Source organism: Nonomuraea fuscirosea (genome assembly GCF_035917475.1).
GTDB lineage: Bacteria > Actinomycetota > Actinomycetes > Streptosporangiales > Streptosporangiaceae > Nonomuraea > Nonomuraea fuscirosea.
Genome location: NZ_CP109074.1, coordinates 1,444,499 through 1,469,081, shown reverse-complemented (window position 1 = coordinate 1,469,081; position 24,583 = coordinate 1,444,499). Strand labels below are relative to the sequence as shown.

General features: G+C 72.0%; 19 protein-coding genes. 11 read left to right on the top strand and 8 right to left on the bottom strand.

What is annotated here, in order from left to right; genetic code table 11:
• Positions 1-180 precede the first annotated feature (180 nt).
• Positions 181-921, top strand: coding sequence for a YaaA family protein (locus OIE67_RS06590; protein ID WP_326637634.1), 741 nt, complete (start codon positions 181-183; stop codon positions 919-921).
• Positions 922-1,341: 420 nt separating this feature from the next.
• On the opposite strand, the gene OIE67_RS06585 is transcribed toward OIE67_RS06590, so the two are convergent.
• From OIE67_RS06585 to OIE67_RS06575, 3 genes are all read right to left on the bottom strand, one after another.
• A complete protein-coding gene (locus tag OIE67_RS06585; protein WP_106234784.1) occupies positions 1,342-3,000 on the bottom strand; it encodes an RNA polymerase sigma factor in 1,659 nt (552 codons plus the stop codon).
• A 242-nt stretch (positions 3,001-3,242) separates the two neighbouring features.
• A complete protein-coding gene (locus OIE67_RS06580) occupies positions 3,243-5,336 on the bottom strand; it encodes a SpoIIE family protein phosphatase (RefSeq protein WP_326637631.1) in 2,094 nt (697 codons plus the stop codon).
• A 264-nt stretch (positions 5,337-5,600) separates the two neighbouring features.
• Positions 5,601-6,170, bottom strand: a complete 570-nt coding sequence (locus OIE67_RS06575) for an HhH-GPD-type base excision DNA repair protein (RefSeq protein WP_106250247.1) — start codon at positions 6,168-6,170, stop codon at positions 5,601-5,603.
• A gap of 154 nt (positions 6,171-6,324) precedes the next feature.
• Here OIE67_RS06575 and OIE67_RS06570 point away from each other — a divergent pair, with 154 nt between their 5' ends.
• The 6 genes from OIE67_RS06570 to OIE67_RS06545 all read left to right on the top strand — a co-directional run bounded on the left by OIE67_RS06570 (position 6,325) and on the right by OIE67_RS06545 (position 11,270).
• On the top strand, positions 6,325-6,549 hold the full coding sequence (locus OIE67_RS06570) for a hypothetical protein (RefSeq protein WP_106250249.1): 225 nt from the start codon (positions 6,325-6,327) through the stop codon (positions 6,547-6,549).
• A gap of 201 nt (positions 6,550-6,750) precedes the next feature.
• Complete coding sequence (locus OIE67_RS06565; RefSeq protein ID WP_245956517.1) at positions 6,751-8,241, top strand: hypothetical protein; 1,491 nt, start codon at positions 6,751-6,753, stop codon at positions 8,239-8,241.
• Positions 8,242-8,274: 33 nt separating this feature from the next.
• The gene (locus OIE67_RS06560) at positions 8,275-9,045 is read left to right on the top strand and encodes a thioesterase family protein (RefSeq protein WP_326637625.1); all 771 of its coding nucleotides are present in this window, start codon (positions 8,275-8,277) and stop codon (positions 9,043-9,045) included.
• A 22-nt stretch (positions 9,046-9,067) separates the two neighbouring features.
• Complete coding sequence (locus OIE67_RS06555) at positions 9,068-9,823, top strand: LamB/YcsF family protein (protein WP_106250254.1); 756 nt, start codon at positions 9,068-9,070, stop codon at positions 9,821-9,823.
• Positions 9,820-10,437: a 5-oxoprolinase subunit B family protein gene (locus OIE67_RS06550; protein ID WP_326637622.1), complete on the top strand. Its 618-nt coding sequence runs from the start codon at positions 9,820-9,822 to the stop codon at positions 10,435-10,437. Before OIE67_RS06555 ends, OIE67_RS06550 begins: the two co-directional genes overlap by 4 nt.
• A complete protein-coding gene (locus OIE67_RS06545; protein ID WP_326637620.1) occupies positions 10,434-11,270 on the top strand; it encodes a 5-oxoprolinase subunit C family protein in 837 nt (278 codons plus the stop codon). Before OIE67_RS06550 ends, OIE67_RS06545 begins: the two co-directional genes overlap by 4 nt.
• Positions 11,271-11,317: 47 nt before the next feature.
• Here the strand turns inward: OIE67_RS06545 and OIE67_RS06540 are convergent, their stop codons facing one another.
• Positions 11,318-12,148: a PhzF family phenazine biosynthesis protein gene (locus tag OIE67_RS06540; protein WP_326637618.1), complete on the bottom strand. Its 831-nt coding sequence runs from the start codon at positions 12,146-12,148 to the stop codon at positions 11,318-11,320.
• A 60-nt stretch (positions 12,149-12,208) separates the two neighbouring features.
• On the opposite strand from OIE67_RS06540, the gene sthA reads away from it, so the two are divergent.
• Positions 12,209-13,624 (top strand): Si-specific NAD(P)(+) transhydrogenase, encoded by a 1,416-nt coding sequence (gene sthA / locus OIE67_RS06535; RefSeq protein WP_106250260.1) that lies wholly within the window; start codon positions 12,209-12,211, stop codon positions 13,622-13,624.
• A 15-nt stretch (positions 13,625-13,639) separates the two neighbouring features.
• Here sthA and OIE67_RS06530 read toward each other — a convergent pair whose 3' ends face one another.
• The 4 genes from OIE67_RS06530 to OIE67_RS06515 all read right to left on the bottom strand — a co-directional run bounded on the left by OIE67_RS06530 (position 13,640) and on the right by OIE67_RS06515 (position 19,100).
• Positions 13,640-15,493 (bottom strand): ricin-type beta-trefoil lectin domain protein, encoded by a 1,854-nt coding sequence (locus tag OIE67_RS06530; protein ID WP_326637615.1) that lies wholly within the window; start codon positions 15,491-15,493, stop codon positions 13,640-13,642.
• A 127-nt stretch (positions 15,494-15,620) separates the two neighbouring features.
• Positions 15,621-16,661, bottom strand: a complete 1,041-nt coding sequence (locus tag OIE67_RS06525; RefSeq protein ID WP_326637614.1) for a LacI family DNA-binding transcriptional regulator — start codon at positions 16,659-16,661, stop codon at positions 15,621-15,623.
• A 151-nt stretch (positions 16,662-16,812) separates the two neighbouring features.
• The gene (locus OIE67_RS06520) at positions 16,813-17,562 is read right to left on the bottom strand and encodes a DoxX family protein (RefSeq protein ID WP_326637612.1); all 750 of its coding nucleotides are present in this window, start codon (positions 17,560-17,562) and stop codon (positions 16,813-16,815) included.
• Between the two features lie 8 nt (positions 17,563-17,570).
• Positions 17,571-19,100 (bottom strand): MFS transporter, encoded by a 1,530-nt coding sequence (locus OIE67_RS06515; RefSeq protein ID WP_106250264.1) that lies wholly within the window; start codon positions 19,098-19,100, stop codon positions 17,571-17,573.
• Between the two features lie 250 nt (positions 19,101-19,350).
• On the opposite strand from OIE67_RS06515, the gene OIE67_RS06510 reads away from it, so the two are divergent.
• The 3 genes from OIE67_RS06510 (at position 19,351) to OIE67_RS06500 (ending at position 24,516) form a co-directional block, all read left to right on the top strand.
• A complete protein-coding gene (locus OIE67_RS06510; RefSeq protein ID WP_407674830.1) occupies positions 19,351-21,141 on the top strand; it encodes a hypothetical protein in 1,791 nt (596 codons plus the stop codon).
• 62 nt (positions 21,142-21,203) lie between these two features.
• Complete coding sequence (locus OIE67_RS06505) at positions 21,204-22,100, top strand: haloalkane dehalogenase (protein ID WP_326637607.1); 897 nt, start codon at positions 21,204-21,206, stop codon at positions 22,098-22,100.
• A 64-nt stretch (positions 22,101-22,164) separates the two neighbouring features.
• Entirely contained in the window at positions 22,165-24,516 is a 2,352-nt protein-coding gene (locus OIE67_RS06500) for an AAA family ATPase (protein ID WP_326637605.1), read from the top strand.
• The last annotated feature ends 67 nt before the right edge of the window (positions 24,517-24,583 follow it).

Here is a 24,583-nt window from a genome sequence, read left to right as displayed (position 1 = left end):
GACGCCGTACGGGCTCTTCCCAGGCATGGGACGCCGTGCGGGACTCTTCCTAGACCTGGGACGCCGTACGGGCTCTTCCCAGGCATGGGACGCCGTGCGGGCTCGCTGCCGCCTGCCCCATGCGGGTCGTCGGCCGGATCCGTGAGAGGGCGCGGACCAGGGCCAATAAGCTAGTGAGCTGTGCTGATCCTGCTGCCGCCGTCCGAAGGCAAGGCGTCCGAGGGCTCCGGCCCGCCCGTCGGCGAGCTGTCCTTCCCCGCCCTCGACCGGTCCCGCCGGCGGGTGATGAACGCGCTCGTCCGCGCCTCCAAGCGCCGCGACGCCCTCGACGTGCTGGGGCTGACCCCCGGGCTGGCCGGCGAACTGGCCAGGAACGTCGGCCTGAAGACCGCCCCGACACTGCCCGCGGCCGAGCTCTACACCGGCGTGCTCTACGACAACCTCGCCTTGGCCACCCTCTCCTCGGACGCCAGAAGACGGGCGGAGGAGTCGCTGGTGATCTTCTCCGGTCTGTGGGGTGTGGTGAAGATCACAGATCTCATTCCGCCGTACCGGCTCTCGATGGGCGTCAATCTGCCGCCTCTGGGCGGACTCGCGGCCTTCTGGCGCCCGCAGGTGACCAAGCAACTCGACCGCGTCCCCGGCCTGGTGGTGGATCTCCGGTCGAGCACGTACGCGGGAGCCTGGCAGCCCGGTGACCGTTCTGTGACGGTACGAGTGTTCCGCGACGGCAAGGTCATCAGCCACATGGCCAAGGCGACCCGGGGCGAGATCGCCCGAGCGCTGCTTTCCCAGGACACAGACCCCACCACGCCGGAAGACCTCACCAAACTCCTCGACGACCTCGGCCACACCGTCACCCTCACCACCCCCACCCGCCCAACCCGCCCCTGGACCCTCGACGTCCACCTCTCCCCCTGACCAGCGGGAAGCCAAGGTCCAGAGACGCGGGGGCCGGAAGGGCCGGGCGGGGTCGTGAGGGGTGCGAGCAGCGCGACGGAGACCACGCATCCGGTGACAGGATGCCGAGTACGGCAGGTCCTTGGACGGCCCTCGGTGGAGCGGCGCGGTTCCCGATCCGTTCGGTGCGGTTCACCCAGGTCGGCGATAGGCGGCACCTTCGGCGTGCCGCTGCTCGACGGGACATCCCCCTGCTGAATGAGAGGCCGAGCGCGCACGGCGAAGGGTCGGCCGCACTGAGGCGCAACCCGCGATCGCCGTGACGTGGGACTTTCGCACGGCCGTGCGCGGAAGCGGAAAGACGAACGCCCCGCCGGGAAGGATCCCGGCGGGGCGTGCCGTTGCGTGCAGGTCAGCCAGAAGCCGACCGGTGACCGTGTCTCAGTCCAGGTAGTCGCGCAGGACCTGGGACCGGGACGGGTGGCGCAGCTTGGACATGGTCTTCGACTCGATCTGGCGGATGCGCTCACGGGTCACCCCGTAAACCTTGCCGATCTCGTCGAGCGTCTTCGGCTGGCCGTCGGTGAGTCCGAAGCGCATCGACACGACGCCCGCCTCCCGCTCCGACAAGGTGTCGAGAACGGAGTGCAGCTGCTCCTGGAGCAGCGTGAAGCTGACGGCGTCGGCCGGGACGATGGCCTCGGAGTCCTCGATGAGGTCGCCGAACTCGCTGTCGCCCTCCTCACCCAGCGGGGTGTGCAGGGAGATGGGCTCGCGCCCGTACTTCTGGACCTCGACGACCTTCTCGGGCGTCATGTCCAGCTCGCGGGCCAGCTCTTCCGGCGTGGGCTCGCGGCCCAGGTCCTGCAGCATCTGCCGCTGGACGCGGGCCAGCTTGTTGATCACTTCGACCATGTGGACCGGGATGCGGATGGTCCGCGCCTGGTCGGCCATGGCGCGGGTGATCGCCTGCCGGATCCACCACGTGGCGTAGGTGGAGAACTTGTAACCCTTGGTGTAGTCGAACTTCTCCACGGCCCTGATGAGGCCCAGGTTGCCTTCCTGGATCAGGTCGAGGAAGAGCATGCCGCGGCCGGTGTAGCGCTTGGCCAGCGAGACCACGAGCCGGAGGTTGGCCTCCAGCAGGTGGTTCTTGGCGCGCCGGCCGTCTTCGGCGATCCATTCGAGCTCGGCCTTGACGTCGACGGGCAGCCCGTCGGTCTCGCCGCCGCCCAGCTGCTCCTCGGCGAACAGGCCCGCCTCGATGCGCTTGGCGAGCTCGACCTCCTGCTCGGCGTTGAGCAGGGGGACCTTGCCGATCTGCTTGAGGTAGTCCTTGACCGGGTCGGCGGTGGCACCGGCGGCGGCGACCTGCGCGACCGGGGCGTCATCGTCGTCGTCGGAGAGGATGAGGACCTCGTCCTCGGTCTTCTCCTTCGTGACGGCCTCGGCGGCGACCTTGGGCTCGTCGGTCTCGGTCTCGGTGTCGTCGTCGGAGTCACCCTCGGAGTCGGCCTCGGCGACGATCTCCTCGTCGTCGACCTCGATGTCCTCGAGGTCCTCCAGCTCCACGTCGCCGTCGAGCTCGAGATCCTCGTCGTCGTCCGACTCGCCCCGCGGGGCGTCGGGTGCCTTCTTGGTCTCGGCAGGCCCAGCGTTCTTCTGCTCGGCCTTCTTGGCGGCGGCGGGTGCCGCGGCCTTCTTGGCCGCGGGGGCGGCCTTCTTGGCAGGGGCCGCCTTCTTGGCGGCCGGCTCGGCTTCAGCGGTGCCCACGACCGCGGTCACGGTCTCGGGCTGCTGCTCTTTGGCGGCCGCCGCCGTCTTGGTCTTGACGGGGGCGGCGGTGCGGCGCTTTGCTGGACCACGAGACTTCTTCGGCGCAGCCGAATCCGCGGCGGTCACCACCACGGTCACGCCCTCTTTGCTGAGGTTCCGCAAGAACGCGGCGGCGTGCGACATGGGGATGTCCGCCTCCTCGAAGGCCTGACGAACATCCTCAGACTCGAGGAAACCCTGCGAGCGCCCACGCTCGAGCAGTCGCTGAATGACGGGCTCGTTCAGCTCTTGTGGCTTCGAGCGAGTCGAACTTGCAGGCGACACGAACACCTCTCGAACGAACGCGTGGCGACAATGGACCCAGATGCCCGCTGGGGGGCTGTTGCCTCTCTCGGAGATCGGTGAGGCCGTGCGGACCGCGACGGACCTGCACAGCATTGTGGCACGACCCCGCACTCCATACGGCCACCTCCCGGCGGTTGAACTCCACCCTAGGCCGACCGAGACAGTAGTGCGTACGTAAGCGGGGCACTGATACCCGAAAGCAACCGTTATGACTGTTTCATTCAGTCACTCTTCGTGGCTGGTGGGACGTGGATTGCGAGCGCGGTAACGTCATCATCCTGTTCATATCCAGACAACATCCGGTCAACCAGGAAATCCAGCAGCATGTGCGGACTACTGACGACCTCAGGCGGCGCTTCGGTCACAACACTGCATATCTCTGCGAGACCGGCATCCAGCCCGCGCTTCCTGTTCTCCACGAGCCCGTCGGAGTAGAGCACGGCGGTATGGCCGGGCGGCACCACGAACCGGAACTGCCTGCGGCTGGTCGGCCAGCCTAGCGGAGTGCCCGGCTCGGCGTCGCACAGGATCGCCGTGCCCTGGGGCGAAACCAGCACGGGTGGCGGATGGCCGGCCATGGCCAGCGTGCCCTCACCGGTGACGGGCTCGACGACCATGTAGGCCAGGGTCGTGACCTGCTCTTCCTCTTCCGTGGCCTCGAAGACCCGGTCGAGGCCGGTGAGCACGGCCGCGGGCGGCGGGTTGGTCAGCGCCAGCGCCCGCATGGCGTTGCGGATGCGGCCCATGCCGGCGGCGGCCTTGACGCCCTTGCCCATGACGTCGCCGACGACGGCCGCGACCCGCCCGTCCTGGAGCACGAACGCGTCGTACCAGTCGCCGCCGACCTGGACGTGGCGGCTGCCCGAGCGGAAGCGCTGGGCCAGCACCAGGCCCTTGACCACCGGCAGGCGGTCGGGCAGCAGGCTGCGCTGCAGCGTCTCGGCCGTGCGGTGCTCACGCTCGAACAGGGTGGCCCGCTCGACCGCCAGCGCGCACTGGCCGGCCAGCGCCTCCAGGAAGACGCCGTCCTCCTGGGAGATCTTCTGCGGGCGCGTGAAGGAGAACCGCAGCGCTCCCAGGGCGCGTCCCGCGGCGAGCAGCGGCAGGCCCACCCAGGCGCGCTCGTCGCCGTGGGCCAGGAACCCGGCCAGGACCTCCTCGTCGCCGCCCGCTTCGAGCAGCTGGGCCTTCAGCGACTCGGGGGACTCGGCGAACACGGGCCGGCGGCTGTTGACCGCCATGGTCATCACGTTGGAGTGGGACAGCGGGATCTCGTCGCCGGTGGCGCCGGACGCCTCCAGGATGCCCTCGCCGTTGATCAGCTTGAGCGCGGCGCGGTCGGTGTCGAGCAGCGCGACCGCCGAGCGGTCGGCGGCCAGGGCGGTGCGGCCGACATCGATGATCACCTGCACCACCTGCTCGACCGTGAGCGCCTCGGCCAGCATGGCGGTGGCGCCCTGGAGCCGGGCGGTGCGCAGGGCGGCGGCGCCGAGCTGGTCGGTCAGCCTGCCGCGCATCTCCTCGGCCTCGCGCTGCGGGGTCACGTCGGTGTTGGCGCCGACCCACTCGACCACCCGGCCGTGGCGGATGATCGGCACCGCGCGCACCTCGAAGTGGCGGTAACCGCTGGCACGGGTGCGCACGCGGTAGTTCCACTCGAACATGGTGCGGCCGCGCAGCGCCTCGCGCCACGCCTCCTCGGTCTGCTGGCGCTCCTCGGGGTGGACGACCTCCAGCCAGCCGCTGGCCAGGTATTCCTCCAGGCCCTGGCCGGTGATGGCACGCCACTGCGGGGCGTCCTCGACGACCGCTCCGGTGGGCGAGGTGATCCAGACGAGCTGGGACTGCGCCTCCACCAGCGAGCGGTAGCGCTCCTCGCTGCGGCGCAGCGCCTCTTCGGTCTGACGGCTCTCGGTCACGTCAAGTCCCACCAAGGCGATGGCGCGCAGCTCGCCGGCATCGTCGTGAACCGGCGAGAACGACAGCGACCAGTGCCGGGTGTCGCCCTCCGCGGACCGGACGCGCACGCGGCCCTCGGTGACCGGCGCGTCGCTCTCGATGACGGCCTGCACGGCGTGAGTGATGATCTGGCTGAGGTCGGCGGCCAGCACCTCGACGGGCGGCCGGCCGACCATGCGGTCCGCGGGCACGTTGACGACATCGCTGAACACGTCGTTGACCCGCTGGATGCGGCTGTCGGCGTCGAAGAAGGCGAAGGCGAACTCCGCCTCCGACAGCATGCCCTTGAAGAGGGCGGAGTCCGAGACGTCCACATCCGACTCCCGGGGACGGGGAACGGAGGTCTCGGCGCTCATGGTCCGCACCTCCGTCGCGTGCCAGGGTCTCCCACGCGGCACATCTCCATAACTGTGTATCGGCGTAGCGCAGCTCCGGGCGACCGGATTCTGCAGTACATCATCGACGATGGGCATGTACGGACGGAAGCCCCCGCCGCGGCCCGGTCGCCTTTAGGGTCTACGCATCCTGTCAAAGTCGCTCCACATTGCGCAGCAAGATCAGGTTACAGCGCCCAATTGCCGGGCCCGTTTCCCGGGCCGCGGGGGCGGCCCCCGGCACGGCTACTGGGCCTTGGCGGTGCGCTTGGCCTCCTGTTTGGCCTCCCGCACGCGGGCCAGGGAGTCGCCGTCGACCACGTCGGCGACCGATCGGTGTGAGCCCTCCTCGCCATAGGCTCCCGCCGCCTCACGCCAGCCTGACGGCTGGACCCCCAACTGCTTGCCCAGCAATGCCAAAAAGATCTGGGCCTTCTGCTCACCGTATCCCGGCAGGGCCCTGAGTCGTTTCAACAACTCTTGACCGTCAGCGGCATCGTTCCATATCCGCTCGGGACGCCCGTCATAGTGTTCGACGAGATGGGCCGCGAGCTGCTGCACCCGGCCGGCCATGGACTTGGGGTAGCGGTGCACGGCCGGCTTGTCGGCCAGGAGGGCGACGAACGCCTCGGGATCGTAGGAGGCGATCTCCTCGGCCGTGAGGTCGTGGCCGAGCCGCTGGGAGATGGTGTAAGGCCCCGTGAACGCCCATTCCATGGGGATCTGCTGATCGAGCAGCATGCCGACGAGCAGGGCGAGCGGGCTGCGGCCGAGGAGCTCGTCTGCCTCGCTCCGCTGGGCGAGCTGGATGCGCATGGAGACAGCTTCGCATGAAAGGGCGCCGGGTGAAGTGAACACAGTCGTCGCGGAGCCTTGACACACGGCGGCAAAAAGGTGGAATGAGAGCGCAAGTCGCCCTGCATGCATTCCTGGGGGTTTGCCCCCCGGTCTCCAGAGGAATCTCACATCTATGCTCGCTCTGGCCACACGGTTCCTGCGGGAACCGGTCAGTCTCAGGCTGGCCGAAGAGTTCCTTACCGTACCCGTGGACACGATCGACCGCTGTGTGGCCGACGTGTGCGCGTGCGCGCAGCATCTGGGCATCTCAGCGACGCCCGAGATCGTGGAACGCATCGCCCGCGAGCACCTGCTCGCGATCGTGAACTCCGCGCCTCCGCCCCGGGGCATCCGCTAGCGCGCCCGGGGAGGTCAGGCCGGCGGCGTACGGAGCGCCCATACCGGCCTGCCCCGGCGAAAACGCCGCTCCCGATAACATCGGGGTCACCGGGCCGAGTTCTACGCACCGTTTGCGCCTGGAATACGAGAGAGTGAGGGTGTGCGCCGACACCGACGAGATCCCCGGGAGAGCACCCCGCCAGACGACGTGTTCAAGGAGATGGTGCAGGCGGCCCGCGAACTGCTGGCCGTACGCACCCCGCTCGACGCGGAGCTGATGGTCTCCGACATGATCGGGGCCTGGTGGGGCAGGCGGGTCCGCGGCGGCGACGTCGAGCAGGTGCTCGGGGAGGGGCTGGTCGACTACGCGGCCAAGGCCGGCACGCCGGCCTCGCTGACGCTGCTGATCTGCCTGGCGTATCTGGGCAACGCCCGCCAGGGCGCCAAGGCCGAGGGCGCGGCGCTGGCCATGATGGAGTCGGGGGTGGCGCGGCCGGGCTGGGCCGACCGGGTGGGCGCGGTGAAGCCGGCCGGCTGCTACGTCTCCCGCGACGCCTACGGCGACGAGGACACGGTGATCTGCACCTTCGCCTACCGCTGGAACGACAGCGAGCAGCCGATCGACCGGCACGCGCTGGTGATGGTGGTCGACTACAACATGAGCGGCATGGCGCGCGACGCCTGGGTGTCCTCCCACGTCGACAAGCTGCTGGAGCAGGCCAGGGCCGAGGCGGCGGGCAACCCGCTGCTGCTGTTCGAGGAGATCCAGCCCGAGCAGGCCAGGGCGCTGCTGGAGTCGGCGATGAAGGCCACCAGGGAGCCGAAGACGCCGCCGCCGGTGAGCGACAGCTACAGCGCCTACCACGCCTTCGCACGTTCCAGGCTCAAGGCGCTGCCTCCCGGCCGCAAGCGGCCGGCGCCGCTGCACATCGAGGCCCCCTACAGCAGGGAGCGGCGGGCCATGCTGGCGGCGGAGTTCCTCGCCTCCGACGCGGCCGAGCACCTGTCCGACCCGTCGGCGGCCTCGCGCTGCGCCGACCACATCATCGACTACGGCTGCGAGCAGGACTTCAACCGCCCGCTGCGGGTGAGCCCGACCAAGTGCCGCACGTTCCTGCTCGACTGGCTGCCGCGCAAGGTGATGCTGAGCGTGGCCGAGCAGGAGGCGATGCCGCACGCGCTGTCGGCGTGGGTACGCTTCGCCGCGGCCCGCACGCAGCTGCCCGAGCAGGGGCTCAAGGCCACGCTGGACGCGGTGTGGGAGGCGATCGGGAAGTTCCCCGAGGCGTACCGGGATCCGACGTCGTTCGGGCTCGACCGGCCGCTGCTGGAGCGGCTGCTGCCGGACGGCGACCTGTCGGCGCTGGCCAGGCGGGCCTTCGCCTTCCCCTATCTCCAGGGCACGCACAACGGGATCGAGCTCGACCGGCTCAACCCGGCCGACCAGGCCGACCGGCGTACGTTACTCGAGATCGACCACGGCGGGGCGATCGACCAGGAGCACCTCGCCTGGCACGAGGAGATCGCCACCCGCCTGTGGGACGGCGATCCGCCGCAGCTCTGGGAGGCCGCGCAGCGCCTGCTCGACCTCGGGCACGACCGTCACGACGTGCTCCACGTGCTGATCGAGATCGCGGAGCGGATCGGCGGCGACCCCGAGGAGCTGGCGGCGGCGCTGGACGACATCGCCGACATCCCCGACGAGATCTGACGGCGGAGCCGCGAGCACGAGGGAAAACGTTCCATGTCGATGTACAGCAGGACCGGGCGGGGCCGTTATCTGGCGTCGGAGCACACGCAGGGCCCGTGGGACCCGCGCACCCAGCACATGGGGCCCGTCACCGCCCTGATCGCGCACGAGCTGGAGCAGACCGCCCCGCGACCGGGGCTGGAACCGTCCAGGCTGGTGGTGGACGTGTTCGCGCCGGTGCCCGTGGCCGAACTGGAGGTCACGACCGGCGTGGTGCGCGACGGCAAGCGGGTGCAGTGCCTGTCGGCGAGCGTGTCGTCGGGCGGGCGCGAGTACGTCAGGGCGAGCGCGTGGCGCATCCGCGCGGCCGAGACGTCGTCCACGCCGGTCCAGGCTCCGCCCGCGCCGGTGCCGCCCCCGTCCGCCGAGCACGCCGGCTCCTGGCTCGGCTCCGGCTTCGGCTACGGCAGGGCGATGGACTGGCGTTTCGTCGCCGGCGGCCCGATGGCGCCCGGGCCGGCCACGGTGTGGGGCAGGCTGACGATGCCGCTGGTCGAGGGCGAGGAGCCGACGCCGGTCGAGCGGGTGGCGGTGTTCGCCGACAGCGGCAACGGCGTCAGCATGGCCCTCGACTTCGGCACCCACCTGTTCGTGAACGTGGACCTGACGATCTCGCTGTTCCGCGCGCCGGCCGGTGAGTGGGTGTGCATGGACGCCGCCACCGTGATCGGCCCGTCGGGCCGCGGGCTGACCCGGTCCACCCTGTACGACGCCGGCGGCGAGATCGGCACCGCCACGCAGACGCTCTTCGTCGCGCCGAGGTAGCCGATGGCGCCATGATGGTGCCATGGTGATCGACCTCAACGCGGACCTGGGCGAGGGTTTCGGCATCTGGCGGCTCGGCGACGACCTCGCGCTGCTCGACATCGTCACGAGCGCCAACGTGGCCTGCGGCTTCCACGCGGGCGACCCCGTGACCATCAGGCGCACGTGCGCGGCGGCCGTCGACCGCGGCGTGGCCATCGGGGCGCAGGTGTCCTATCGCGACCTGGCCCACTTCGGGCGCAGGGAGATGGACGTCGAGGAGGAGGAGCTGTGCGCCGAGGTGCTCTATCAGCTCGCCGCCGTGGACGGCATCGCCAGGGCGATGGGCGGGCGGGTCTCCTACGTCAAGCCCCACGGCGCGCTCTACAACCGGATCTGCCGTGACGAGGCGCAGGCGGCGGCGGTGATCGACGCGGTGGCCGACTACGACCCCTCGCTGCCGGTGCTGACGCTGCCGGGGTCGGTGGTGCACAAGGTGGCGGCGGCCGAGGGCGTGCCGACGGTGAGCGAGGCGTTCGCCGACCGGGCCTACACGCCCCGGGGCGCTCTGGTGCCGCGGCGCGAGCCGGGCGCGGTCGTCCACGACGCCGCCGCGGTGGCCGCCAGGGCGCGTCAGATGGTCGTGGAGGGCTCTGTGACGGCCGCTGACGGCAGTTCCGTCCCGATTTCTGCCCGTTCCATCTGCGTGCACGGCGACACGCCTGACGCGGTCAGGCTGGCGCAGGGGGTACGGGACGAACTGCTCGCGGCCGGAGTGGTTCTGCAGGCGTTCACGTGATCCGCGCGGCCGGCGAGCACGGGCTGCTCGTGGAGACCGGCTCGCTGGAGCTGTCGCACCGGCTCGACGCGGCGCTGCGGGCGGAGCGGCCCGAGGGCGTGGTGGAGATCGTTCCAGGCCCCGAGACGGTGCTCGTGGTGGCTCCCGGGGTGGATCAGGCCAGGTTGCTGGCGCGGGTGGAGGAGCTCGCGGGGCGGGAACGGGCCAAGGCGGCCGGCGGCGCGGACGAGGAGCAGCCGCTGGTCACGATTCCCGTGGTCTATGACGGAGCGGATCTCGATTCCGTGGCGGCGCTGGCGGGTATCTCCGCCGACGAGGTGGTGGCCCGGCACACCGGGCGGGAGCTGGTGGTGGGGTGGCTCGGGTTCGCGCCGGGGTTCGCCTATCTCACCGGGCTGGATCCGGTGCTGGAGACGCCCAGGCTGGACACGCCGCGCACGTCGGTGCCCGCCGGGTCGGTGGCGGTGGCGGGGCCGTACTCCGCGGTCTACCCGTCGGCCTCCCCCGGCGGATGGCGGCTGCTCGGGCGCACCGCCACACGGGTGTGGGACGTCACGGCCGCGCCGCCCTCACTGTTCCAGCCGGGCATGCGCGTGCGGTTCGAGCCGGCATGATCGAGGTTTTGGCGCCCGGCCCGTACGCGACCGTGCAGGATCTCGGCCGGCCCGGGCTCGCCCACCTGGGGGTGCCGTGCTCGGGAGCGGCCGACGCGCCGAGCCTGCGGCTGGCCAACCGGCTGGTCGGCAACCCCGAGGGGCTGGCGGCGATCGAGCTGACGTTCGGCGCGGCGCGCCTGCGGTTCCTGGACGCGGCGTGGGTGGCGCTGGCGGGGGCGCCGCTGGTGTCGGGGGCGGACCTGGGCGTGCCGATCTGGGTGCCTGCGGGCGGCGAGCTGCGGCTGGGCCCGACCGCGTGGGGGTTGCGCACGTATCTGGCGGTACGCGGCGGCATCGTGGTGAAACCGGTGCTGGGCAGCCGGTCCACCGACTCGCTGTCGGGGCTGGGGCCCGAGCCGCTGCGGGCGGGCACGCTGCTGCCGGTCGGACCGCCGTCCGGGGTCATCTCCGTGGACCTCGCGCCGCCGCCGGGGCCGCGGCCCGCCGTGCTGCGGGTGCTGCCTGGGCCGCGCGAGGACTGGTTCGCGCCGGAGGCGGTGGCCGCGCTGTGCGGGGGGACGTACACGGTGAGCCAGGACAGCAACCGCGTCGGCGTGCGCCTGCGCGGGCCCGAGCTGGTCCGGGTCAGGGAGGGCGAGCTGCCCAGCGAGGGGATGGTGACGGGGGCCGTGCAGGTGCCGCCGAGCGGGCAGCCGATCGTCTTCCTCGCCGACCATCCCCCGACGGGCGGCTATCCGGTGATCGCCGTGGTGCGCGGCGCCGACCTGCCCGTCGCCGCCCAGCTGCGGCCGGGCGACGAGGTGCGGTTCACAGCTCGAACAGGCCGGTGACGCGGGTGCGGTTCACGGTTCGACCTGGCCGCCGACGCAGGCGGGGTTCACAGCTCGACCTGGCCGCTGACGCAGGTGCGGACGTCGCCGCCGACCCACACCTCGCCCTCGTCGTCGGCGGAGACGCGGACGCGGCCGGCCCGGCCGATCACGGTGCCCTGGGCCGCGAGGTACGGCGCCTCGGCCCGGCCGGTACGCAGCAGCCACTGCGCCAGCGAGGCGTTCAGGCTGCCCGTCACCGGGTCCTCCACCATGCTGCCCTGAGCGGGGAAGAACGCCCGCACCTCGAACGCGACCGGCGAGCCCGCCGGGTACGGCCCCACCACGCCCACGTCGTGCGGCACCGTCTCCGGGCGCAGCGCCAGCACCTGTTCGGCGTCCTTGAGCAGCAGCCCGACCCAGCCGGGCCCGTTGTCGGCCCATTCCGCCGCCACGACGTCGTCGCGCGTGATCCCGAGCGAGGCGACGATCCGGTCCAGGAACTCCTCCTCCACCGGGCCCGAGCGGATCAGCGGCGGTGCCTGGAAGGCGAGCCCCGCGTCCGTGGCCGCGATCCGGACGAGCCCGGCACCGCACTCCTGCACGACCCGGCCCTCGGTGCGCGGCCGGCCGCCGGACTCCAGCCAGGCGTGACAGGAGCCCAGCGTCGGGTGTCCGGCGAAGGGCAGCTCGGCCTCGACGGTGAAGATCCGCACGCGGTAGTCGGCCTCCGGCGTGGCCGGCGGCAGCAGGAAGGTGGTCTCGGACAGGTTCGTCCAGCGGGCGAAGCGCCGCATCTCCTCCGTGCTCAGCCCTTCGCCGTCCACCACGACCGCGAGCGGGTTGCCGGTGTACGGGCCCGAGGCGAACACATCGACTTGCGTGAATCTGCGCAACATACCCAGGAGTCTCCCAGGAAGGTCTTTTCCCGGTGACATGCCGCCCCCAGACTGGTCGGTGTGGCGGATTTCGATGTGGTGGTCCTGGGTTCCGGACCAGGTGGGCAGAAGGCGGCCATCGCGGCCGCGAAACTTGGCCGGCGCGTGGCGGTCATCGAGAAACGGAACATGATCGGCGGCGTCTGCATCAACACGGGCACGATCCCGTCGAAGACGCTGCGTGAGGCGGTCCTGTATCTCACGGGGCTGAACCAGCGGGAGCTGTACGGCGCCAGCTACCGCGTCAAGGACGAGATCACGGTCACCGACCTGGGGATGCGCACCCAGCACGTGATCGGCCGGGAGATCCAGGTCATCCGCAGCCAGCTCGCCCGCAACCACGTGACGGTGCTGCAGGGCACCGGCCGCTTCCTGGACCCGCACACCATCGGGATCATCCACGACGAGGGCAAGACCGAGGAAACGAAGATCACCGCCGAGAAGGTCGTGATCGCCACGGGCACGTCGCCCGCGCGGCCGTCCAGCGTCGAGTTCGACGACAGGACCGTGATCGACTCCGACGCCATCCTGCACCTCGACCGCGTCCCCGAGACGATGGTCGTGGTGGGGGCCGGGGTCATCGGCATCGAGTACGCCTCCATGTTCGCCGCCCTCGGCACCAAGGTGACGGTGGTGGAGCGGCGCGACCGCATGCTCGAGTTCTGCGACCTGGAGATCGTGGAGGCGCTGAAGTACCACCTGCGCGACCTCGCGGTGACCTTCAGGTTCGGCGAGAACGTGGCGGCCGTCGAGCGCCGCCCGCGCGGGGCGCTGACCCTGCTGGAGAGCGGCAAGAAGATCCCCGCCGACTGCGTCATGTACTCGGCCGGCCGCCAGGGCAAGACCTCCGAGCTGTGCCTGGACGCGGCCGGCCTGGCCGCCGACGACCGGGGCCGGATCAAGGTGGACGAGAACTACGCCACCGAGGTGCCGCACATCTACGCCGTCGGCGACGTGATCGGCTTCCCCGCGCTGGCGGCCACGTCGATGGAGCAGGGGCGGCTGGCCGCCCAGCACGCGTGCGGCGAGCCGGGCGGCGACCTGAACGAGCTGCCGCCCATCGGCATCTACACGATTCCCGAGATCAGCTTCGTCGGCCGGTCCGAGGACGAGCTGACCAGGGACAAGGTGCCGTTCGAGGTGGGCATCTCGCGTTACCGGGAGCTGGCCAGGGGGCAGATCATCGGCGACTCGTACGGGATGCTCAAGCTCCTGGTGTGCTCGGAGACGCGGCGGCTGCTCGGCGTGCACGTGTTCGGGACGGGGGCGACGGAGCTGGTGCACATCGGGCAGACCGTCATGGGGTGCGGGGGGACGGTCGACTACCTGGTCAACGCGGTGTTCAACTATCCGACGCTGGCGGAGTCGTACAAGGTGGCGGCGCTGGACGCGATGAACAAGATGCGGACGATCGCCCGGCTCACCGCGGAGATGTGAGCCGGGCGGTTCACCTCAGGTGAGCGTCCACTTCTGGTTGGCGGCGCCCGTGCAGGTCCAGAGCTGCAGGCGGGTGCCGTCGGCGGAGGTGTTGCCGGTGACGTCGGCGCACTTGCCCGCGGCCGGGTTGACCAGGTCGCGGCCGGCGGTGGCGGTCCACTGCTGGTTGGGCGCGCCCGTGCAGGACCACAGTTGCAGCCGGCTGCCGTCGGCGGTGCCGTGGTCGACGACGTCGAGGCACTTGCCCAGGGCGCGCAGCGTGCCGTCGCCGGGGCGGGTCCAGCGCTGGGCGGCGGTCCCGTTGCAGGTGTAGAGCTGTACGGCGGCGCCGTCGGCGCTGCTGCCGCCGGCCACGTCCATGCACTTGCCGGCCAGCCCGGTCACCTGGCCGCCGCCCCCGCCGGGGTTCTCGCCCGGCGTGCCGTTCCAGGCGAAGGTGGCGGTGGTGCGGGCGGGCAGCGCGTACGTGAAGGACTGGCCGCCCCAGTTCACCCGGACGGACTGGGCCGAGCCGCCGCCGTTGTGGGCGATGAGGGCCTTGGAGCCGTCGGGGTTGCGGTAGGCCACGTTCTGGACGGTCGCGTTGGCGGTCGAGCCGATCCGGTACGCCCCCGGCCGGACGAACTTGGTCAGGTGGCCGGTCGTGTAGTACTCGATCGTGTAGTCCACCTGACCGGCCCGCGGCCCGCCCTCCTGCACGGTGATCAGGCCGGTGCAGGTGCCGCAGCCGCCGTTGTGCGGGCCCATGTTCTGGTTGAGCGCGAGGCTCCACTTGACCAGGCTGCCGCTCCAGTTGCGGGCGTAGGACACGATGTCGGCCATGTCGTCGTTGTGCTGGTTGCCGACCCAGGTGCCGCCCGAGTGCTCGGTGCTGAACTGGCGTACCGACGGGTACTGGTCGTGCACCTGCGTGCCGACGGCCGGGTCACCGAAGTAGCCGTGCCAGGCGATGCCGCCGAACAGCGGATCGTTCCGCACCGCCGGGTCGGCCAGGATCGGGCCGCCGATCTGGGCGTAGTCGCCGTAGTTCCAGTCGTGGACGAGCACCTTGGTGGTGATCCCGGCCGCGCGGAAGGCCGGGTAGACGAAGTTCTTGGTGAGCTCGATCAGGCCGGAGGCGTTCCACGACATGCCGGGGTAGTTCATCGCGGGCGGGTTGGCGGCCTGGCAGCAGTTGGGCTCGTTCTGCAGCGAGACGTAGTCGACCTTGACGCCGGCGGCCTGGTAGCTCTGCACGTACTTGACCAGGTACTGGGCGTACGTGCCGTAGTGCTCGAACTTCAGCCAGCCCATCTGGTCCATCCGGCCGTTGTCCTTCATCCAGCCGGGCGCGCTCCACGGCACGCCCTTGACCCGCAGCGCCGGGTTGAGCTGCTTGGCCTGGACGGTGAGCAGGCGGACGCCGGTGTCGTAGCCGTTGGCGCCGAAGTCATCGAGGTCGCAGCAGGTGTCGTCGAGGGAGACCATGCCGGGCCTGGACAGGTCGGAGGCGCCGATCGGGTTCCGGACGAAGGACAGGCCGATGCCGTCCGCGGGCGAGAACAGCCTGCGCATCACCTCGTCCCTGGTGGCCGCGCTGATCGCGCCGCCGCGCAGCAGGTGCGCGGTCGTGTCCGTGATCGACGCCCCACCGCCCTCGAACTGCTGGTACGTGCTGCTCTCGTCGACGGTGACGCTGTGCCCCGAGCCGCCCGGCGGCCCGAAGGCGATCGGGGACTGCTGCTGGAGGCCACGGGTGACGGCCCGGCCGCCGGAGTCGGAGGTGGTGGTGAGCCAGACGTTCACGGGTTCGCCCGCGGCGAGTGCCGGAGCGGGCGCCGCCAGGCACAGGGCGGCGGCGCAGGCGAGCGCGAGGAGGATCCTGGACACGGCGAGTCCCTTCAGGGCGGGGGGTGATGCCCTTGAAACAAATGAAACAAACTCGTAAAGCGGCTTGCACTGAGCAGAAGAGCACGAGTCAGATCGGCCAGTCAACCGATGTAACAGATGAAACAGATCAGCCGCGGACCGGCCCCGTCGAGCCCCTGACGACCAGCTCGGCGCCGAGCGAGACGTGCAACGCCTCCAGCGTGTGCCTGCTGAGCAGCCTCATCAGCAGCGTGACTCCCATCCGGCCCATCTCCTGCAGCGGCTGGCGCACCGTGGTCAGGGCCGGCGAGGTCGCCCGGCTGACGTCGATGTCGTCGAAGCCCGCCACCGACAGGTCCCCCGGCACGCTCAGCCCGCGCTCGGCCGCCGCCCGCAGCGCGCCGACCGCCGTCTTGTCGTTGAACGCCACCAGCGCCGTCGGCCGCTCGGGCAGGTCGAGCAGCTCGCCGGCCGCCAGGTGACCCTGCTCGATGTTCGGCTCCGGCACGTGGCGCAGCAGCTCGGGGGCCTGCAGCACGCCCGCGTCGGCCAGGGAGGCGGTGTAGCCGGCCAGCCTGGCCTCGCTGGGCAGCCACGTCACCGGGCCGCCGATGATCCCGATCCGGCGGTGGCCCAGCCCCGTCACGTGGGCCATCAGCTTGCGCCCGCCGGCGAAGTGGGCGGCCGACACGGCGGCGATGTCTCTGGGCGGCGGGGTCCGCGGGTCGATCACGACGAAGGGGAAGCCGCGGTCGCGCAGGCGGACGAGGGCGTCGCCGGGCTCGGGCGGCAGGATCAGGATCGCTCCCGCGACGCCAGGCCGGTCGGGCAGGCCGGGCAGCACCGCGCTCTCCTGCGCCGCCTCCCCCGCGCCCAGGATCATCTCCCTGCCGTGCAACTCGATGGTCTCGCCCACCGAGGAGACGATCAGCCCGAAATAGTCGGTCAGCACGTACGGGCAGCGTACGTAGACGGCGCCGCCGTGGACCGGGCCGTGGGCGTCCGGCGCCGCGCGCGGCCGAGGCGCCTGGTCCCCCAGACGGCCGACGGCGCGCAGCACCAGCTCGCGGGTGTGCGGCGCCACGTTGGCCTGGCCGTTGAGCACGCGCGAGACGGTGGCGATGGACAGGCCGGTCTCGGCGGCGACGTCACGCACCGTCGCGCGCGCCCTGCCTTCCCTGGCCGCCATGCACGCTCCCCGCTCGGCTGTGCGGCCAGGATATTCACCGGGCCGAGCCGATCTCCACCCCGCGATGCCGCCGCCGGCCGCGCGGGCCGGCGGATCGCCTGAGCGCACCACCCGCCGGCTCCCGGCGGGAATCGGCGGGAGTCCGGCGCGGTCAGTCGGCGGTGGTGCGGCGGCCGCGGGCCGGGGGTTTCTTGCGGCCCGCCACCAGCGTGTCGCCGGGCGCGGGCGACGGCGACGACGACGGCGACGGCTCCTCGCCGCGCTTGGTGTCCGCCGATCGCGCACGGGGCCGGGGATGCGGGGCCGTGTCCTCGGACGCCTTGGACGCCTTGGACGACTCGGTCTCCTTGCTTGAGGACTCGGACGCGGGGCTCGCGGCCTCGGCCTTCTCGGAGGAGTCGCCGGGTTTGTCGGGGTCGCGCAGTGAGGCGATGACCTGGTCGGCCTCCGAGTCGGCGGCGAACTCGTCCGCCGCCTCCGATTCCCTCCGCCGGATCACCACCATGTGATCGACCGAGACCCGCCCCGCGCCGACCACGGCGAGCAGCAGGGACGCGGCGCCGAGCAGGATGAGCTCGTTCAGGCTGATGGGGTTGAGCGGCGGGGCCACCACGAAGACCGCCAGCGCCTCGGCGAAGAGGATCAGCCCGGTGACGGAGACGGCCAGCCCGGCGATGAGCAGCGCGCCGCCGATGAGCTCGGTGAGCATGGTGACCGTGGCCCACGCGCCGGGGGCGGGGGCACCCTGCTGCGAGAACTTCGCGCCGGTGGTGATGAGACCGTCTTCGAGCTTGGTCCAGCCGTTGGCGAAGAAGATACCGCCCACACCGATGCGGGCGACTAAAGCGGCAAGATCACGAAGGACCTGTTTCACGGTAGTTGTCTGCCCTAATCGGGACATGGCACACCTCAATCACGGCTGAGCAGCATGGCCACCGCGACGGCGGTCAGGCTGAGCAGGACGACGCTCACGACCACTGTCGTGTGCAGGGCGTTGACGAAGGCCCACCGGGCGGCGTCGAGCAGCGCGCCGCCCGCGTTGCCGCCGATCTGGTCCGCGACGTGGGCGGCCGAGGCCAGCGACTGCCTGGCCTGGTCCATGCCGCCCTCTGAGACGCCGGGTACGGCGGGCAGGCCGGGCGCGTACACGATCGTGGTGATGGTGCCGAGCACGGCGACGCCCAGGCCGGCACCCAGTTCGTACGCGGTCTCCTCGATGGCCGCGGCCCCGCCCGCCTGGGCCTCGGGAGCCGAGGCCATGATCGTGTCGGAGGCGGCGAGCAAGGCCACCTGGACCCCGAAGCCGATCCCGACGAAGCAGACCGCCAGCATCACCGGATGCCCCTCGACCCCCCAGGTCAGGGTGGGCGTCAGGGCGAGCGCGACGAGCGCGAGGCCGCCGCTCATGGTGGCCCGCATGCCGACCCTGGGCAGGATGTGGGCGGCGGCGAGGCCGCCGGAGACGGCGGAGATGACCAGGGGCAACATCCGCAGCGCGGCCCGCACGGGGCTGTCGCCTAGGACGAGTTGCAGGTATTGGGCGAGCATGAGCTGCAGCCCCACCAGCGCGAACACGCCGAGCAGCACGCCCGCGACCCCGGTCGTGAACTCGCGCCGCCGGAAGAGCCCGATCTCCAGGAACGGCGCGGGCAGCCGGGTCTGCCGCCGGACGAAGGCGACCAGCAGCCCCAGCCCGCCCGCGAAGACCAGCACCGAGGCCCAGAGCGGCAGCAGGCTGCCCGAGCCCGCCTCCTTGAGGCCGAAGGCCAGCGCCAGGATGCCGAACACCGACAGCGCGGCGCTGACCGCGTCCCACGGCCGGTCGCGGCGTCCGCGCGACTCGGGCAGCAGGCGTCTGGCCGCGGGCAGCAGCACGAGCAGGATCGGCACGTTGATCAGGAAGACCGCGCCCCACCAGAAGCCGACGAGCACGCCGCCGACGAGCGGCCCGATCGCCGCGCCGGCCGCCGCGACCGCGCTCCAGACGCCCAGGGCGATGGCCCGCTCGCGTCTGTCGGTGAACACCTGGCGGATCAGCGAGAGGGTGGCGGGCATGATCATCGCGCCGCCGACGCCGAGCAGGGCCCTGGCCAGGATCAGCGTCAGCGGGGTCGGGGCGCACGCGGCGGCGGCCGAGGCCACGCCGAACAGCACGAAGCCCCACAGGACCAGGCGTTTTCGCCCGTATCTGTCGCCGAGCGTGCCGAACATGATCAGCAGCGGCGCGACCACCAGCGAGTAGATGTCGATGATCCAGAGCAGTTGCACCGCGGAGGGCTCCAGCGCCGCCGTGAGCGCGGGCACCGCGATGTGCAGGACTGTGGCGTCGACCGTGATCAGCAGCAGCGCCAGGCAGAGCAGCACGAGGATGGACCAGCGGCGGTCCTGGTGCTGTCGGTCTGCGGTCCGTACGAGGGGTGCGGCCTGCGTGACGGTCATGGCCCTCCTTGCAGGCCGATCCGTTGTCCAGGGCCCGCACGTGCTGTGGTCGGTGGCGTCGGAAGCCGCGGCTCGGCGCCCGCTCCTCCCGAGCTCTGCCGCCTGACTCCGGCGCTCCGGCTTGCGTGGCAGCTTAGGCCATGCCAGGGACTTGTCATAGCGGTATCGGTCGATCCACGGTCCCCCGCACCTCTCTAGAGAGATACAGCCATATGTCGGTATCTATCCAACGATCACGCGCCAGCCGATCATGGGACGTGTGGGGACCGACGCACGCGGCACCAAAGGCGATCTTCCCGACCGGTCCTCACGCGAATGGTGCGACGAGGCCCTGACCAGGCTCGACGCCGGGCGTCCCGAGTCCGCGCTGGAGGCGGCGCGGCGGGCGGCCGAGCTCGACCCGGTCGCCGAGTGGCCGCAGCGGCTGATCAGCCTGGCCCACGAGCGGCTGGGCCGCGACGCCGACGCGGTGCCCGCAGCCGAGCGGGCCGTGGACCTGGCCGGCGGCTCATGGCCCGCCCGGCTGCGGCTGGCGGGGGCGCTGCGCCGCGTGCCCGGCCGGTGGAGGGAGGCGGCCGGGCACGCGGCGCTGGCCAGGAAGTTCGCGCCGGAACGGGCCGGGCCCCAGGTCATGCTGGGCGACCTGGCCCTGCTGCGGGGCGAGCACGGGGCGGCCGAGCGGGCCTACCGGGCCGCGCTCGCCATCGACCCCGACGATCCGCAGGCCCGCGTCAACCTCGCGCTGGCGCTGCTGCGCTTCGACCCGCCGCGGCCGCATCACGACCCGGCCTGGCCCGTCGACCCGCGCGAGACGGGGCGGGCCAGGCGCGCGCTCGAGGTCTGGTCGCGTCAGGTCCGCCTGCTGGTTGCCGTGGCCACGATCGTGATCGCCGGGGCCGCGCTGCTGCTCGACCGGGGCGCGCAGGCGCGGCTCTGCGGCCTCGCCGTGCTCGTGCTGCTGGTGCCGCTGACGGTCAGGCAGGCGCGGCGGGTGGGTCTGTGGGCGTACGCGGGGGCGATGCTCGGGCGGGACCCGTGGCTTGGCGCCTCCGTGGCATCGGCCGCGCTGTCGGCACTGGCCTTCGCCGGCTGGCTGCTGCTGGGTTCCGTGCACGTGCTGCCGGCCTCGCTCGACCCGGTCTGGGCCGGGCTCGCGGGCATCGCCGTGCTCGGCTGGCCCGCGCTGACCGCGCTGCGCGCCCTGGCCGAGGCCTGGCGCGGCCACCCCCTGCGCGCGCTCGCGGAGACCGAGCGTGCGGGGGAGACGTCGCGGGAGGCGTCGCGGGAGGCGGGGCGGGAGGCCGAGCGGGTGGCGGGGCGGGTGGCGGGGCGGAACGCCGGGGTGGCGTTGTGGCTCGTGCTCGGCAGGACGTGGTCGGTGCTGGTGGCGCTGCTGGCCGTGGCGCTCGCGGTGCGGCCGGGTCTGGCGGTGGCCGCCGTGGTGCTGCCGTACCCGCTGGTGCGCGGCTACCTGCGCGCTCGCAGGCGCGGCGATCGGTGGCTGGCCGCCGCGACCTGGCTCGTCGTGCTGGCGGCCGGCGCGGGCGCGGCCGGCGGGCTGCTCGGGTCGGCCTGGGCCTGGCGGGCCGGTACGGCAGCGCTCGGGGCGGCGGCGGTGGTGTTCGTCGCGCGGGCCCTGCACGCGTGGTGGCGCGGCGGCCCGGGCCCGTGGCGTTCGTCGCTGCTCATGTGCGACCTGCCCATGGGCGCGGAGCCGTCGGTCGCGCTGGACTCTGAGGTGCGCCAGACCTTCTCCTACGCCCGCAGCATCGTCCTGGCCTACGGCGACGCGTACGGCCCCCGCGTCGCCGGGGCGGTGGCCTCGGTGACCTCGTCGGGCGAGCTGCGCCTGATCGCCGAGACCGAGGCGTGGCAGGCCATCGAGGACGACCCCCGGGTGGCGGTGTTCGCCTCCGACCCGCTGCAGCGGCGGTTCTGGGTCGAGGTGCGCGGGATCGCCCTGGCCGACTCCGACGTCATGCGCGTCACGCCGAAGCAGGTGCTGGTGGGCGAGTTCCCCGGCCGCCACCAACGCCGCTGACGGGCCGGAGTCCGCGGACCCGTCACTGGACGCGGCCTCATCCCCCGGTAGAACATTGTTCTATGGACATCCTGCGCACACCGGAAGAGCGCTTCGCGGACCTGCCCGGCTTCCCCTACGAACCCCGCCACGCCGAGGTCGCCGGCGGCCTGCGCATGGCGTACGTGGAGGCGGGCCCCCAGGACGGCCCGCCCGTCGTGCTGCTGCACGGCGAGCCGAGCTGGTCGTTCCTCTACCGGCACGTCATGAGCGAGCTGGCCGCGGCCGGGCTGCGCGCGATCGCGCCCGACCTGATCGGCTTCGGCCGCTCGGACAAACCCGCCGACCAGGCCGCGCACACCTACGGCGCGCACGTCGAGTGGACCCGTTCCCTGCTCTTCGACGCGCTCGGGCTGAAGGACGTGACCATGGTCGGCCAGGACTGGGGCGGCCTCATCGGGCTGCGGATCGCCGCCGAGCACCCCGCGAACATCGCCAGGATCGTGGCCGCCAACACGGGCTTGCCGACGGGTGACATTCCCATGCCCGACGTCTGGCACCGGTTCAGGGACACGGTGCGCAAGGCGCCGGCGCTGGACGTCGCCCGGCTGGTCCAGGCCGGCTGCCGGGCGAAGCTGCCGCCCGAGGTGCTGGCGGCCTACGACGCGCCGTTCCCGGACGAGTCGTACAAGGCGGGACCGCGCGCCATGCCGGGCCTCGTGCCGACCACGCCCGACGACCCGGCCGCGCCCGCCAACCGCGCTGCCTGGACGATCCTCACCACACTCGACCGGCCGTTCCTGGTGGCTTTCTCCGACGGAGATCCGATCACGGGAGGCATGGGGCCCGTTCTGCGGAAGAACATGCGCGGGGCGGCTGGCCTGCGACATCCCGTGATCAAGGGCGCCGGCCACTTCCTCCAGGAGGACGCGGGCGCGGAACTCGGCCGTCAGATAGCCGTTTTCGTGACCTCCGCCTAGCGTGTCAGGACCGCCCAATAGTCGGTCTGGTGCGGTATAACCGGGGGCGGACCGGGGAGGCGTGATGCGTGAGTCCGACAGGGCCCAGGCCGCGGGGCGGGCCGCGGTGCGGGATCTGTTCGAGAAGGTTCGGCAGCGTTATTTCCAGATTCCCCCGGCCGCGCGCCGGGTGCTCTACGTGGTCGCGCTCGTGGCCGCCATGGGCCTGGGCGCAGCACTCGGGTGGGACCTGCTCCAGACCTTCCCCCTCGTGCTGCTGCTGCTCGCGTTCGTCGCGCTGACCATGCGCTATCCCAGGGCCGCCGCCACCGCGCTGGTGGTGGCGGGCTGGGCGGTGCTGGCGCTGATCACGTTCAGCGCGCTGTTCCTCCCCGGCGCGCCGACCGTGCACCTCATGGTCTTCCTCGCCCTGCCCGTCGCCGGGGCGGCCCACCTCATCCGCTGGGTGACGCCGTGGGTGACCACGCTGATGGCGCTGGCCCCGGCCGGGCTGCTGGCCGCCGCACTCTCGCAGGTCTCCGACCGCATCGCCGTCTGGGTGGCCGTCGCCGCCGCCGCGGCCGTCCTCGTCCACCGTTTCCTGCTCGCCCGCAGGGTCAAGGCCGCCAGCGCCGCGGCCGAGGCGCAGCAGGTGCGGGTCAGGGTGCGCGAGGGCAGGCCCGACGCGCCCGGCGACAAGCAGGGCGCGCCGCCGCAGATCTCGGTCGAGGAGGCGCTCGCCGAGCTGGAGGCCATGATCGGGCTGGTGCCGGTCAAGGAGCAGGTGCGCTCCATCGCCGCCTCCATCGAGGCCGGCCGGCTGCGCGCCGAGGCCGGCTACACCACCGGCAGGCCCACCAGGCACTTCGTCTTCGTCGGCCCGCCCGGCACCGGCAAGACCAGCGTGGCCCGCGCGCTGGCCAAGATCTTCTACGCGTTCGGCCTGCTGGAGACCCCCTATGTGGTCGAGGCGCAGCGGGCCGACCTGGTGGGCGAGTTCCTGGGCGCGACCGCGATCAAGACCAACGAGCTGGTGGACCGGGCGCTCGGCGGCGTGCTCTTCATCGACGAGGCGTACGGGCTGGTCAACTCCTCCGACGGGCAGCCCGACCGGTTCGGCGCCGAGGCCGTGCAGACCCTGCTCAAGCGGGCCGAGGACGACCGCGACCGGGTCATCATCATCCTGGCCGGCTACGAGCAGGAGATGGGCGCGTTCCTGTCCAGCAACCCCGGCCTGGCCAGCAGGTTCGCCACCCGGGTGCGCTTTCCCGGCTACTCCCCCGCCGAGCTGGTCGAGGTCACCGAGCTGCTGCAGCGGCGCAGGGGCGACACGATGGACGCCGAGACCAAGCGGGTGCTGCTCGGCCTCTTCGACGACGTGCACCGCCGCGGCCTGATCGACGAGCTGGGCAACGCCCGGTTCGCCCGCAGCCTGGTCGAGGCCGCCGCGCAGGCCCGCGACGTGCGCGTGGTGGGCGCGGGCGGCACGCCGAGCACGCACGACCTGGTGACGACCACCACGCCCGACGTGACCAAGGCGTTCGACGAGCTGACCGCCCGCTTCCGCGGCTACGTGGCCACGCCCACGCTGGAGGAGGCGCTGGCCGACCTGGACAAGATGGCCGGCCTGGCGCCGGTCAAGCGGCAGGTGCACGCCATCGCCGCCCAGCTCCAGGTGGCCAGGATGCGGCAGGAGCGCGGGCTGCCCACCCCGCAGCAGATGCGCCACTTCGTCTTCCTCGGCCCGCCCGGCACCGGCAAGACCACGGTGGCCCGGGTGCTCGGCCGCATCTTCGCCGCGCTCGGCCTGCTGGCCAGGCCCGACGTGGTCGAGGCGCACCGGGCCGACCTGGTCGGCCAGCATCTCGGCTCGACCGCGATCAAGACCAACGAGCTGGTGGACCGGGCGCTCGGCGGCGTGCTCTTCATCGACGAGGCCTACAGCCTGGTCAACCCCGGCTACCAGGGCGGCGACGCGTTCGGCGCCGAGGCCGTGCAGACCCTGCTCAAGCGGGCCGAGGACGACCGCGACCGGCTCGTCATCGTGCTGGCCGGATACGAGCGCGAGATGGACGCGTTCCTGTCCAGCAACCCCGGCCTGGCCAGCCGGTTCAACCAGCGGGTGGGCTTCCCCAGCTACTCGCCCGGCGAGCTGTCGCAGATCGCGGTGCTGCTGGCGGAGAAGGCCGGCGACACCTTCGACGACGAGGCGCTGCGGCGCCTGGACGAGGTCTTCACCTGGGTCTGCGACGACCGGCTGATCGACGGCCTGGGCAACGGCCGCTTCGCCAGGTCCCTGTTCGAGCGGGCTGCCATGCGGCGTGACGTGCGCCTGGCCGCCCACGCCTCGCGCGGCGGGTCCGCCAGCTCGGCCGACCTGACCACGATCACCAGCGAGGACGTGCGCACCGCCGTGGACGAGCTGTCCGGCCGCTGACCTTCTTTGCCGCTTCCGTGCGCGGAGGCGCTCGCCTGGTGTAGCTATATGACTACGATAAGCCACG